We start from the raw sequence: 14,274 nt of genomic DNA, 5'->3' as shown, positions 1-14,274 counted from the left end.
ATGTCACAACAAGAAGACGATTTGAGGGCATTGGCGAAAATCATGGATTTTCTGCGTGCCGTGAGTATCATTTTAGTGGTCATGAACGTGTACTGGTTCTGCTACGAAGCCATCCGGCTGTGGGGCGTGAACATCGGCGTGGTGGACAAAATCCTTCTGAACTTCGACCGCACGGCGGGGCTGTTCCATTCCATTCTCTACACGAAGCTGTTTTCCGTCCTTTTGCTTGCCTTGTCCTGTCTGGGTACGAAGGGTGTCAAGGGTGAGAAAATCACTTGGGGGAGAATCTGGACAGCATTTGCCGTCGGGTTCGTGCTGTTTTTCCTGAACTGGTGGTTGCTGCCCCTGCCGCTGCCGCTTGAAGCGGTGACGGGACTGTATGTCCTTACCATTGGAACGGGCTATGTCTGCCTGTTGATGGGTGGTCTGTGGATGAGCCGCCTGTTGAAACACAATTTGATGGAGGATGTTTTCAACAACGAGAACGAGAGTTTCATGCAGGAAACGAGGCTTATCGAAAGCGAGTATTCGGTCAATCTGCCGACACGTTTCTATTACAGGAAACGCTGGAACAACGGTTGGATCAATGTAGTTAATCCCTTCCGTGCGTCCATCGTGTTGGGTACGCCGGGCAGCGGCAAGTCCTATGCCGTGGTAAACAATTTTATCAAGCAACAGATTGAAAAGGGCTTTAGTCAATACATCTACGATTTCAAGTATCCCGACCTATCTACTATTGCCTACAACCATTTGCTGAACCACCCGGACGGCTACAAGGTAAAGCCGAAGTTCTATGTGATCAACTTCGACGACCCGCGACGCTCTCATCGGTGCAATCCCATTCACCCGGATTTTATGGAAGATATTACGGATGCCTATGAGAGTGCCTACACAATAATGCTCAACCTCAATAAAACGTGGGTGCAAAAGCAGGGCGACTTCTTCGTGGAGTCACCTATCATTCTGTTTGCCAGTATTATCTGGTATCTCAAAATCTATCAGAACGGGAAGTTTTGCACGTTTCCCCATGCTATCGAGTTTCTGAACCGCCGTTACGAGGATATATTTCCGATACTGACCTCTTATCCGGAGCTGGAGAACTACCTTTCGCCGTTCATGGATGCGTGGCTTGGAGGGGCTGCGGAGCAGCTCATGGGTCAGATAGCGTCGGCAAAAATCCCGCTTTCGAGGATGATTTCACCGCAGCTCTACTGGGTGATGTCAGACAGCGAGTTTACGCTGGACATCAACAATCCCGAAGAGCCGAAAATCCTCTGCGTGGGTAACAATCCCGACCGTCAGAATATCTACGGTGCGGCACTCGGTCTGTATAATTCCCGTATCGTGAAGCTCATCAACAAGAAGGGGATGCTGAAGTCATCGGTCATCATCGACGAGTTGCCCACAATATACTTCAAAGGGTTGGACAATCTTATAGCTACCGCCCGAAGCAACAAGGTTGCCGTGTGTCTGGGCTTTCAGGATTTCAGCCAGTTAGTGCGTGACTACGGGGACAAAGAGGCGAAAGTGGTGATGAACACTGTCGGCAATATTTTCTCCGGTCAGGTGGTGGGGGAAACAGCCAAGACGCTCTCCGAGCGGTTCGGTAAGGTGTTGCAGAAACGGCAGTCCATCTCCATCAACCGGCAGGATGTTTCCACCTCCATCAACACGCAGATGGACGCGCTCATTCCACCGAGTAAGATTTCCGGGCTTACGCAGGGAATGTTTGTCGGTTCTGTATCCGACAACTTCAACGAGCGTATCGAGCAGAAGATTTTTCATTGCGAGATTGTGGTGGATGCCGAAAAGGTGAAACGGGAAGAAAGTGCCTACAAGAAAATTCCCGTCATTACAAACTTCACGGACGAGGACGGCAACGACCGCATGAAGGAAACGGTGCAGGCGAACTACCGGCGCATCAAGGAAGAGGTGAAGCAGATTGTGCAGGAGGAACTGGAGCGTATCAAAAACGATCCGGTGCTGTGTAAACTGCTACCAGATAATGAGACTGTCTAACAAGTCCCCAAAATTGAAAATTATCCCTATCGAAGTTTGAAGTGACCCCCAAAAGTTGGATACAATTTTTTTGGGGGGCACTTCAGTTCTGACGGGTAAAATCGTAAAATTCGGACTTGTTAGACAAATACTTACGCGGTTTCAACCTCAGGTACTGAATCTATCGAATTGACAAATTTAACCAATTGCGGATCTGAATCTTTTTGTATGAGGTTTCGGAGACTCTTTTTCAATTCATAAGCATCATCCCCTGCTGTATTTATTAAATCCATATAAAAATCTTTGTTTTGCAGAATCAATGAACGGCATGCCCCATCGGAAATTACAGGTTTCACTATTTTATCAATAACGTCTCCAGCTTGACTTTTCAAATTACCATGCGATCTAAGCCATGTTTCGAAAAATTGAAACTTTATTGCATTGATAGTCTTTTTACCGATGCAGAAATCATTTCTTATATCGGTAACTGTCGATTTAATTTTTCGTTTATCCAATCTTTCAACTATATTCTTGAAACAATTAGGGAAAGGATTCAAACTTTGAGTTCCAGAAGCAATATCCATCAGAATCTTTTTGCCAAATTCAGTCAAGTTATCTGGCAAGGATTTGATTTTAGCCAGTAAATGTTTTATTGCGACAAACCAATAATATGATGTATGTGCTGTTCTTTGGGCGTATAATGTATCAACACTTATTTCAGACAACGCTTCGAACGCTATTTTATTGATATGATCGGTCAGGACATTGCTTATTTTAGTGGTCAAATCGTAAAAAGATGCGTCAGGAATTACATCTTTAATATTGTTCTTAGTGATATACTTATCCAAATCGGTATTCCACTCTGCTAAATGCTCGATAAATACCTCATCCGTTACACCTATTCTGTTCTTAATATCTTCAAATTGGGGCAATATGTCTGAGAGCAATAATTTATAGCCAAGTTTATGATTTACCATGTATTGTAGTGTTTCATTTAATAGCGGTATATTCCATCCCACACTATTTACTAATAAGTCTCCATGATCCACATAATAGTCCATGAGTTCTGCAACATATTTTATATCTCCACCCTCTATTAAGGAAACGGAATGACCATGTGCCAATTGCATGGCGACTAAATCGTAATATCCAGACTCTTTAATGTTTCGGCCATCAGTTTCTAATTCAGAATGCAACTGATTTATGTAGGTTGAATCTAACGTTACAGGTAAAGGTCTTTCTTCGTCAGATGCCAATAAACGATAGGTTGTAAATATAGCCCCTATATTATCTTTATTTACATTCTGTTCATCAATGCAATTCGTGATCGCTTGCAAAAGCGTTGGAAACGTATAGGTAGAATTATCTTTTAACGTTTTTACAATATCTGCATGGTCGAAATTATCGGGTAGTAAGTTTGCCAAATAATTATCGAGCGCCTCCGAATTTGTTGCTACTTGATAATATTTATATGCTTTAGTTGTCGCGTTATCCCGATAGGCAGCATCTGTTGCATTTGCAGCTTGAATATAATCGATAAATGTATTTGGCTTGACTGTTTTTGCTTCAATCAATGACGTAAAATCGCACGCCAACTTATTTTGCGCAATAAACCTGTCTATTGCATCTAACGTTTTGAAATAGTCGCCGCCATTGAAGTCATTGAACCGAACTATCTTCTTATATAATTGAGCAATCACATGGTTTTGGCTTTCCGTGTCTAAATGCAACAGCAGTTCTTGGTATTCGACAGGGAACACCTGCTTCTCTATGGATTCTTTTAATTTCAATTGTGCTATTCTTTGCCATACACGCAGAATAACATCGCTCTTTCGAGTTAATTTATGCAAACAATGTATAATCTTATCGATAAGCGCATTGTCCATACATTGTATAACTTCTTCTAATACAGTGTCAAATTGTTTATTAGTCTCTGCATATTGATTTATGTCGTGGTCTTCTTCTCCGTTGATGCAGCCTTCAATATATTTTTTCAATGGAATTTGTCGAGCATCTTCAACATCGACACCATATACCAAAGCTGCAATTTCGCGTTGTGTTTGCAGATCATTGTTAATTATTGTTTGAATGCCATTCAGATAGTCGCCGGACAATATTTGTTCTACTGGATTTGCCAGAATATCCGTCTTCTTCAAACAGAACAATGCTATGTTTATCATCAAAATTTCGTTACACCACTCTTGTTTAAGAGCGACCATCTCATTGATATATGATATAATTTCCCTAACATTGGCATTAGGATTTACCAATCTGAATATCCGATTTATAGTTTCTTTCGCTTCATTTTCTGTTTCTCCAAATGCTTCAACAAACAGTTTGTTGAATATACTTCGATAGTCGGTAATAACAGGAGGAGCAACACGATAAACAATAGGGAAAGTTTTATTGATAAAATACTTGGTCAGTTGTTTCGTTTGTTCGTCGGTCTCATCTCCGAATGCACAAGCTAAATGTGTTTCATCGAAAGGAATAACAGCCCAAACATTTTCAAAACCGCTATCGGCGAAGAACGTATGGATAGAAGACCATAATTCTTTTACTTTTTCAGCGGGGAGACGATCCATGTTGTCAAAAACAAGGACTAATTTACGTTGTCCTTTTTCCTTGATAAAATCAGAAATGTCTTGCATCCATGTTTTGAACTCGTAAACCGTTGGTTCGTCTTCGCTCAAAGTCTCATAGCAAACGTCCTTTTCGACTTTATCTTGATAAATAGCTAACATATAACTCCATCCATATTTATGATCTTTGCTATATGCCCATTTCCAAACGCACAATGCAATAAGAACTGGCAGTGCAGCTATGATAATAGACAATAAAGAAAACCACCATGTTGTGGGTGTAGGTTTTACTGCATACGCAATAAATGTAAATATCGGAGTTAAAACTGCAACCAAAAATGCCGCAACCATACCATTACTGATAAGGGGATATTTTTCGGTTACGGTCTCCGTTTTACGGGCTAATAAATATTTCAGCTTTTCAGACCATGATACGGTTTTCGTACCTCCACCTTTGACTTTTATTGTTGCATTTCCAGATAGGATACCATCATCAATAAGTTTGCTTGTAAGCAATTCCAATATAGAGCGGCGTTGCAAGTCCTCTTGATGTCCCCATGCGTCATACTCAAAAAAGTAATAGTCGTCTGATAATTCACGTTCCAACATTTTAACCACGTTGGATTTTCCAGATCCCCAAATACCTTCGATGCCGATAATTCGAGGTAAAGTACATTCCTCATCCAATGAATCATTCTGACAAAAATGGCGAGCAATAGTTTTTGCCAACCTTTCTTGCGAACCTCCATCGAATTTGTCAATACCACACGGTTTATTTTGGATAAACCGCGGATATTGCTGTTTGGATTGTAGTTTTGTTTCCATATACGTAATTTATTGATTATACGAACTCCAAATAATTCTCCCGATTTACCACATGAAACTCGGCATAGGGATAGGCTTCTTGGAAGGCTTTCGGTGCGGCCGGCATTTTATTTCCCCACTTGAACTCCAAGGCGGTAAGACTGTCGGCACTCTCCTCAATCAGGTCGATTTCCTGTTTGTCGTAGGTGCGCCAGAAATAGAACTCCCTGTGCAGTCCCTCATTGAAGTTCGCTTTGCGCCGCTCTCCGATGATGTAGTTCTCCCACAGCGCACCGACATCCTGCCGAATGGCCAGCGGTGAGAAAGCCCCGATAATGGCATTGCGAATGCCGTTGTCGTAGAAGTACCACTTGCCAGCTTTTGTAACCTCCTTGCGTAGGTTACGCGAATAAGCCCCCAGACGATAGATAACGAAGACCTTTTCCAATAGGTCGAGGTATTTTTCAACGGTCGTCTTGCTCATGCCGAGTTGTTTACCTAACTCTTCGTAAGAAACTTCGCTGCCCAACTGAAAAGCTATCAATCGCAGTAGATCGCGCATCTTGCTCGAATTTTTTAAGCCGTCAATTGCTAAGATATCTTTAAGCAGGTATGCACCGACAATATCACGTAGGTAGTCTGTTTTACGTTCATAGTTCTCCATCATTACTACTTCGGGATAGGAACCGTAAATCAAGCGCGCTTCGAGGTTCTGGCGGGTTTCAAGTGCCGTTTCCGTCTGTGCGATTTCCCGTTGCGAGAATGGTGTAAGGAGAAATTGCGTACTGCGGCCGACCAACGGTTCACCAGTCTTATTCAGCAAATCGAATGACGAAGAACCACTTGCCAAGACACTTATTCCCGGTATTTCATCAACTATCAACTTCAGAATACTACCGATTTGTGGTATGTTCTGTGCCTCATCAATAGCCAGCAAATCAATACCATCCAATAAATGCCGATAATTGGCTATTGAGCGATTCTCCAATAGTGCTAATGTGTCGTAGTCTTCGCCGTTGAGCATCATCGTCCTACCTGAATAGTTGTCCACAATTTTACGCATCATTACCGTTTTACCAACACGGCGAGCACCAAAAATCAGTACTGCTTTATTGGGCGCGATTCGTGCTGTAATCTTCTCTTGAAGTATTCTATTTACTGTTTCCATACCTTATAAAATATAATGCAAAGATAATCATATTTTTTTAATTGGCGAATTTTACAAAAAAAACGGGCTATTAAATGGCGATTTTTACAACCACAATCTTATGGAAGTTGTTTCATTGTTTTTAGTAATGATATATGTTCATACTATGATGACTCAATAATTTACCAGACATACGTTTCTGAAATTTGTCCTTATAGGAATGAAAAACTCACATATATTGTGCTAATTAATATATAATTAAATGAAAATAAAAAGACAGGATACGAGTATTCCTGTCTTCTCATATGTAATGGATATTTTTTTATTTTCTCATCCGCTCCAACTCCTCATCACGCAACATTCTCTCGTTCAGTTTTTCCTGCATCCTGTCAATGAAATAGGTGCGGCTTTCGTTCTTCCGGCGTTTGATATCAGTGTAGAAGCGGTAGCAGTCTTTAGAATCAACCCCGAATATCTTATAGAGAAGTGGGGCGAGCTGTTTGAGCGGCATATTGCCGTTGTTGATGCAGCCCATCACGTCTATGCCGTAGATAAGTTCCACGAGGTCGATGGCATTGCCCGTCCATTGAAGAAGGCTGGCGGTGGTTTCTGTTGCGTTGTTGGCGGATATTAGTGGTGGCACTTGGGGCGTGGCAAGGAATTTCTGCATCTTTCTTACGAAAGACAGAGCCTTGCTGACGTAGGCGGCAATCTCTCTTTTTTCTTCTGACAGATTACGTACGGGATGGTGCTGCAACTCGATTTCGATGTAGGCAAGCGCGATGACGGTAAGGTTCATGTCCATGCCGCCGTTGCACAGTTCGATCACTTGGGTGGCGAAAGCCGTGTATGCCGTTTCCATATTGCAGTCGCCGGCTTCGTTTATCAGGCGGAAAAAGTCGGTTTCCGCCAGCAAGAAATAATTCATGGTTCTGTCAATTTTGAAAATTACACTTTGTTTTCTGCGTGCGCACATGAATATAATTGGCAAAAAACGCGGCAGAAAATAAAAAATCCAACACTCAATTTTACAAAGTGCTGGATTTCAGAGGTATAAAATTCAGTATTTTTTCACAAGGACAAATTATCTCCGACTTAAATTGTTTGTAATCGGAACATTTATTCTATTCCTGAAAATAGAAATGTATGCTTGCCGCACATTTTGGCTATCTTGCTTTTTTATCAAGGATATAGATAATGCGACATACACCGTTGGGATAGCTTTTCAAAGAGGAAAGCGTCCAGTGTTGCTCTGGCAGAGCCGACTTAAAAAAATGTCGTCCGCTTCCGGATATGAAAGGAACGGTGTATAGTATGATTTCATCCACAGCGTGCATCCGCAGCAGTCCGTTTATATAGTCTGCCGTGTCCGGTGTGGCTTCCGCGAGGTAACGGATGTTTGTGCAGTCTTTTCTCCATTCGTGCAGCATTGAAATGGAATAGTCCGGTGTCACACGGTAAAAGGCTTTCTTCCTGATTTCATCAAGACCGCAACGGTCAAGGCACAAATCCTGATGTGCTTTATCATATAACTCTGAAGAAAGACATCCGTCCATCGTCAGTACGGCGAGAATCTGAACTTTACCCATAATCGTTTCCTTTCGTTAGGCAAGGGTAAAAAAGTAGCGTGCAATTCACACTACCTTCAAGCGATGGCTCTGGTAAAGCCTTTACGGAGAGTACGTGAATGCACGCTATGCGTAAGCATAGCATAAGCATCACGCAATCGTCTCCGTAGTTCCAATTTACCAGATTTTCGCTTGAAACGCCTTGCGGTCTTATCCTATATGTTGGCGGCGAAAAGCTCCTGCCAATCGCCGTTTTTCTCAAATGTTATGCAAAGATAGCCAAATTCAGTGAATTACGGGCTATGATTGCTTGAATTTATATTTAAGTCCATACTCTTCAAGTTTGCTGTATAGTGTTGTCCTGCCTATGCCGAGCAGTTCTGCGGCGACACTCCGGTTGCCGTTTGCCTGTTTCAACGCACGCAATATCCGCTCCTTATCCTCCGCGTCATTGCGCAAGGCGAAGCTGACAGTAGAGGTCGGTTTCGTCACGGCAAGTTCCAGATGCTCTTTCATGACAACACCTTCCTGCGCCTGCAATACAGCACCCATAACTTTCTGCCGAAGTTCCCGCACGTTGCCCGGCCATGCGTGTGTCAGCAACGCTTTACGTGCTTCGGAACTGAACCCGCTCACGCTACACTCCAGCTCTCTGTTTGCCATATCACGGAAGAACTCTGCCAGCGGCATAATGTCTTCTTGACAGTCACGCAACGGAGGAACGGTTATCCCGAAGTCGTGCAGGCGGTACAGAAGATCCTGCCGAAAACGCTTTTCATTCACCGATACCTCCAAATCTTCATTGGTAGCAGCGATGATGCGGACATTGAAATTCCGGTCTGCCTTGTCTCCGACCGGGCGATACCGCCTCTCCTGTATGGCACGGAGCAACATCTGTTGGGTTTCCAACGCGAGGTTTCCTACCTCGTCCAGAAACAACGTGCCGCCTTCCGCCTCATGGAAATATCCTTTCTTGGCATTGTCCGCACCTGTAAATGCACCTTTGACGTGTCCGAAGAAAGCCGACGGTGCAAGCTCTTTGGAGAGTGAACCGCAGTCCACCGCCACAAATGGCTTGCCTGCACGTTTGCTCTTGTCATGCAACAGGTGGGCAATATGCTCCTTGCCCGTGCCGTTCTCACCAAATATCATCACGCTCATATCGGTGGCGGCTACCAGCCTTATGCGGTGCATGATTTTCTGAAAGGCGGAACCTTCACGGGCGAATATAGGCATACGGCGTTGTCCTGCCTGACGTTCTTTCAGTATGGAACGGATCAGGGGGACAAGTTTATCCTCCACAAGCTGTTTGGGAATATAGTCTATCGAGCCGAGTTTCATGCTTTCCACGGCGGTATTAACTTCGGCGTAGTCGGTCATAATGATGAAGGGCTGCATCTTTCCCTCCTTTCGCATCCAGCACAAAAGGTCTATGCCACTGCCGTCAGGCAGACGCAGGTCGGCAACCACGATATCATTATCTGTTGCCTGTTGCAGATGTTTCTTCGCGGTTGAGAGGTGGTAAGCCTTCATATTGCGGTAGCCCTCCCGTGACAGCATATTGCAGACATATTCGCAATACACGATGTTGTCTTCCACCACAATTATTTTTGTCTTATTCATCTTCGTATTTTCTCCTTTCCTCTTCTGCCAACCGTATTATTTCCACTCCCTTATCCAGCACGGCAGTCACGGCATGGCTTAACGCTTCACCATCCGGGAGAGCATCGCCACGAAGCAATCCGTAAAGTACATTCAGCGGTTGGTCGGCACGGAGCACCTCCCACGAACTGCGCAGGTGGTGGATCAGGGAATCCAGCTTTTGCAGGTCTTTTTCTTTTGCTGCATCCCGTACCGCCTGCATTTCCTTTTCTGTTTCAGTTATCAACTTTTCCAGCATGACGGCTTCATTGCCATAGGACAATAAGGCGGAAAAGTCCGGTTTCCCGTCCGGTGTCGCTTTTATGGCACACCTGTCGGAAACCTCCATCAGTTCCGATATGGAGAACGGTTTGAACAGGCATCCGGCAAAGCCTTTTGCCAATAGTTCCCCTTTGTTACAACTGCCCGAAGCGGTTGCCACAACCACCGGGATTGTTGGTGAATTGCCCACGTTGGACGAACGCAACAGTTCCAGCAATTCGAAACCGTTTATATCGGGCATATTCAAGTCTGTCAGCAACAGGCTGTATTCTTTCTGGCGTATCATTTCCATCAGTGCCGCAGCATCGGTGCAAGTGTCGCAGTGTATTCCTTCTTGGGAATACATCTCTTTCAGCATCAGAAGTAATACCTCATCATTGTCAATGGCGACAACATCATGGAATTTATTGTTATGATAAACAGGTGTATTGCTTGTATATCCAAGCTGTTCTTCAGCTTCCTGCATAGAAATTTCAACTGTGAAACGACTGCCTTTCCCTTTCTTGCTGTCTAAACGGATTGTTCCGCCAAGCATCGACACAATATTACGCATTATGGCAAGCCCAAGCCCGAAACCCTCCTTTGCGGCGGCATTTGATAGACGTTCAAACGCACCGAACGCTTGTTTCTGTTCCTCTTCTGTCATGCCTGTACCTGTATCTTCAACGACCAGTGTCAGAACTCCATTATCATATTCAGTAATCAAAGAAACACCGCCTTCTTCTGTGAACTTGACAGCGTTTGACAGCAGGTTATTCCCGATTTGTATTATTCGCTCTTTGTCGGTCAATACAATGGCATCGTGTCCAGTCTTCACGGACAAGGACAGCCCTTTGTTCACGGCAACAGGCATGAACTCCGTTTCAAGTGTGTGCGTGATTGCTGAAATCCGGCAGGGTGACAGACGGGGCTGTTCCTTGCCGTTGTCCAGGCGGAAGAAGTCAAGCAAAGTGTTAAGCATATCCCGCATACGGTCGGAGGATTGCAGTATGTTTTGGATATACTGCCCGGACTTATCCTCACACTGTTCTTTCCGTATCAGTCCGGCATAGCCTGTTATTGCTGTCAGCGGTGTGCGCAGTTCATGGGTGATAGTATGTACCGCCTTCTTCCTTGACGTTATCAGTGCCTCGTTCCGTTGTACGGATTGTTCCAGTTGCCTTATCAAATCAGTTGTCTTGTGCTTGTATTGTTTAATGCTTTTTGCATCACGATGTATGATGATGTAGGAAATTAACAACAATAGAAGAACGAATCCCATTAAACCGCCTACTTGCATAAATGACTTTTCACGCATGGCAACTATTTCGTTTTCCCGGCTTTGCAGTTCGGTTTGTACCTTTTCTTCTATTTGGCAAATCAATTCTTGCAGTTGTCTGTTAAGTTCTGCATTACGAGCTGCAAGGCTGTCGGCTTGTTCCGACAATTGGCGATCCTGCACTTTCTGTTCGCTGATTACGTTTCTATTGACCGAATGAAGGATAGTGGTTGATACTGCTGGAGTTACTTCCTTTTTTTTGCCGAATATGCCTAAGAAACCTTTTCGTTTTGGCTTTTTGGACTGTTCCTGCACACTTTTCTGTACAATAACCGGAATTTGATTGGCTATCTTCTTGTTAATAGATTGTTGTTCATCCATTAACCGGACTATCTGGAACATCTGTCGTTCCTTATCCTCTAAAAGACTGCGCACACTATCGATGCGCTCTGCTGGATAGGTGGCCTTGAAACGGCAGAGCATACTGTCCATTGCCATACGCCGTGCATGGTAATGCTCGATATCTTTATCGTTCCATTCCAGTATTGTTTCACCCAATAGAGAAAATTTTATCATTTGAATATTGATATTGTTTATTTCTTTTCGGAGCTCGTCTATTTTTTTATTGCCAAGTTCTAATGCTTCTATCTCCTGCCATTCATAGAGGCTATTATATGCCATACATCCGATAAGAATGGAGATAAGTATATATCCCAACCGTATTGCCTTATAGAAATTTCCTGACCGCTCCATTATTTTAATGACATTGATTTTTGGAACATGAATAAAAGTTTATCTTTTTCGTTCATGCGGATATTATCAGAATAACCGTCTTTTGTTATTTGATACCCACATGGCTTAACCATAAAAATGCCTAAGCCCTTAGTGTACGAACTTACTTCTGAGGCATAGTCTTTACTTGTATTTAATGGAACTTTCCCTTTAATATGACACCACTCATTATTACAACTGATGTCTTCAATCTCAGACATCAGTTTTTGCAAATCTGTAATAGCTTTGGAACTCGCTACTTGGGGTATCTGCAACTCAAAACAGAGCATCGGTTCGAGAATGTCCACACCTGACTGTTGCAAAGCCAGCCTGAAGACATAAGGGGTCAGCTGTCTGAAATCAGCAGGTGTACTTACCGGGCTATAATACTCGGCTTGAGTAAAAGTTACTTTCAGATCTGTCACTTCCCATCCATGTAAACCAGATTGGCAAGACATACGAATCCCTTCAAAAACGGCATTTTGAAAAGAATGGTTCAGATAACCATAGGAGATGTCACTTTCGATTTGCAACCCTGCCCCTAACGGTAAGGGTTCAAGAGTCAGCCCTATTGTGGCCCAGTAAGGGTTGGGTGGTACTTCGATCTGAATAATCTTATTGACCTTTTTTATAGGTCGTTCTTTGTAGATAGTCTTGATCTCATCAAAATGGACCTTTACGGAAAATCGTTCTTCCAGCAATGTCTGTATGATTTCCTTTTGGGTCAAACCATATAACGAGATTTCCAATTCATCACTATATGAGTTTATGGAAAAGGACAAAGACGGGTCTTCAATCCACAATGTATTCAGAGCGGATATCACCTTGCTTCTCTCTTCGGGCTTATTTGGCCGGACGGAGGATTTGAGAGCGGGATGCTGATGAGATAATCCTTGAATCAAACAAGGTTTAGCACCTAAATAATCTCCGATTCGAAAATCTTCTATATCTTCTACAATCGCGATATCATTGGCACCCACTTCATCAACATTTATCTCTCTGCCCTGATAAATAGTCTTTAGATTTTTAATCTTGATGAATTTTTCCGAATCGTTGATTCTTACAACGTCTCGAAGTCTCAGACTTCCGTCAATTATTTTAAGAAAACTTCTTTTATGCCCTTTGGGGTCATGCTCTATCTTATAGAGATAAGCTGAAAGTCTGTTTGAGACTGATGCCGGAGGAAGTATAAAAGAAGAAATGGCGTCCAACAACTCATTGATACCGATATTGAACATTGCTGATCCATGTAGCACCGGATAGACTTTGGCTTTTGCCACAAGAGCGATTATCGTATTCCAATAATCAGCCGGTGAAATTTCGCTATCCGCCAAATATCGTTCTAATATATCGTCGTCATGGTTGCATACAAATTCTTTGTATTCTTCCTTTATATATGTTTGGGAGCAAACCGGATAAACCGATCCATCGACAACAGTTTGCATAAACAGGACATCTTGCGACAGATTTGTTTTTATATCCATATACAAACGCTCCAAATTCACACCGGCACGGTCAATCTTATTGATAAATATAATTGTCGGGATTTGCAGCTTTTGTAAAGTACTGAACAGCAACTTTGTCTGCGCTTGTATGCCTTCCTTTGCGGATAAGATGAGGACTGCTCCATCAAGCATTTTGAATGTCCGCTCCACTTCCGCAATAAAATCCATGTGTCCCGGAGTGTCAATGATATTGCATTTCACTCCATTCCAGATAATAGATGTCGTAGAAGCCCGGACAGTAATTCCTCTACGTTTCTCTATATCCATAGAGTCCGTTATGGTGTCACCATTATCCACACGGCCGCACTTTTCCGTTGCTCCACTGGCAAACAGCAGATTCTCGGTTACGGAAGTTTTTCCTGCATCAATGTGAGCAAGAATTCCTAAATTTATAATATTCATTTGGATTAAGCAATAATATACTACAGTAGATGCATTGTCGAAACGCACCTTTTAATACCTCCTCGTAGCATATGAGAACTACAGGATTACTAACTCGTATTAATATGTATATTATTACTGCCGCATAACGATTACAAAATTACACAAAAAAATATATCTAACAAAAGTGGGAGGATTTTTTAACTTTTTACCATAGACATTTTATTAGGGAAGCGTAGGTTCAACTGGCAAGTACAAATAAGTAGAAATGTTTGAACAACACCGTTTTAGGAAGTTGAAAAATCAAGTTTCTCTCTCGGTATAGCGTTTATTTTGG

8 protein-coding genes are annotated in these 14,274 nt (G+C 42.9%); 1 reads left to right on the top strand and 7 read right to left on the bottom strand.

The window, feature by feature from the left end:
• Positions 1–2,019 (top strand): conjugal transfer protein MobC, encoded by a 2,019-nt coding sequence (mobC, locus tag INE92_RS19360; protein WP_004291482.1) that lies wholly within the window; start codon positions 1–3, stop codon positions 2,017–2,019.
• 131 nt (positions 2,020–2,150) lie between these two features.
• Here mobC and INE92_RS19355 read toward each other — a convergent pair whose 3' ends face one another.
• The 7 genes from INE92_RS19355 to tet(Q) all read right to left on the bottom strand — a co-directional run bounded on the left by INE92_RS19355 (position 2,151) and on the right by tet(Q) (position 13,958).
• A complete protein-coding gene (locus INE92_RS19355) occupies positions 2,151–5,405 on the bottom strand; it encodes a P-loop NTPase fold protein (RefSeq protein WP_004291481.1) in 3,255 nt (1,084 codons plus the stop codon).
• Positions 5,406–5,421: 16 nt separating this feature from the next.
• Entirely contained in the window at positions 5,422–6,552 is a 1,131-nt protein-coding gene (locus INE92_RS19350; protein ID WP_004291480.1) for an ATP-binding protein, read from the bottom strand.
• 301 nt (positions 6,553–6,853) lie between these two features.
• Complete coding sequence (locus INE92_RS19345) at positions 6,854–7,459, bottom strand: RteC domain-containing protein (RefSeq protein ID WP_004304269.1); 606 nt, start codon at positions 7,457–7,459, stop codon at positions 6,854–6,856.
• A gap of 238 nt (positions 7,460–7,697) precedes the next feature.
• Positions 7,698–8,120 (bottom strand): dihydrofolate reductase family protein, encoded by a 423-nt coding sequence (locus INE92_RS19340; protein WP_004291474.1) that lies wholly within the window; start codon positions 8,118–8,120, stop codon positions 7,698–7,700.
• Positions 8,121–8,399: 279 nt separating this feature from the next.
• Positions 8,400–9,722: a sigma-54-dependent transcriptional regulator gene (locus INE92_RS19335; RefSeq protein ID WP_004291471.1), complete on the bottom strand. Its 1,323-nt coding sequence runs from the start codon at positions 9,720–9,722 to the stop codon at positions 8,400–8,402.
• Positions 9,715–12,033 (bottom strand): hybrid sensor histidine kinase/response regulator, encoded by a 2,319-nt coding sequence (locus INE92_RS19330; RefSeq protein ID WP_004291467.1) that lies wholly within the window; start codon positions 12,031–12,033, stop codon positions 9,715–9,717. Before INE92_RS19330 ends, INE92_RS19335 begins: the two co-directional genes overlap by 8 nt.
• Entirely contained in the window at positions 12,033–13,958 is a 1,926-nt protein-coding gene (gene tet(Q), locus INE92_RS19325; RefSeq protein WP_004291466.1) for a tetracycline resistance ribosomal protection protein Tet(Q), read from the bottom strand. Before tet(Q) ends, INE92_RS19330 begins: the two co-directional genes overlap by 1 nt.
• Between the last annotated feature and the right edge of the window lie 316 nt (positions 13,959–14,274).

The organism is Bacteroides xylanisolvens (assembly GCF_018289135.1).
GTDB classification, from domain to species: Bacteria; Bacteroidota; Bacteroidia; order Bacteroidales; family Bacteroidaceae; genus Bacteroides; species Bacteroides xylanisolvens.
This window is presented reverse-complemented; position numbering and strand designations above follow the sequence as displayed.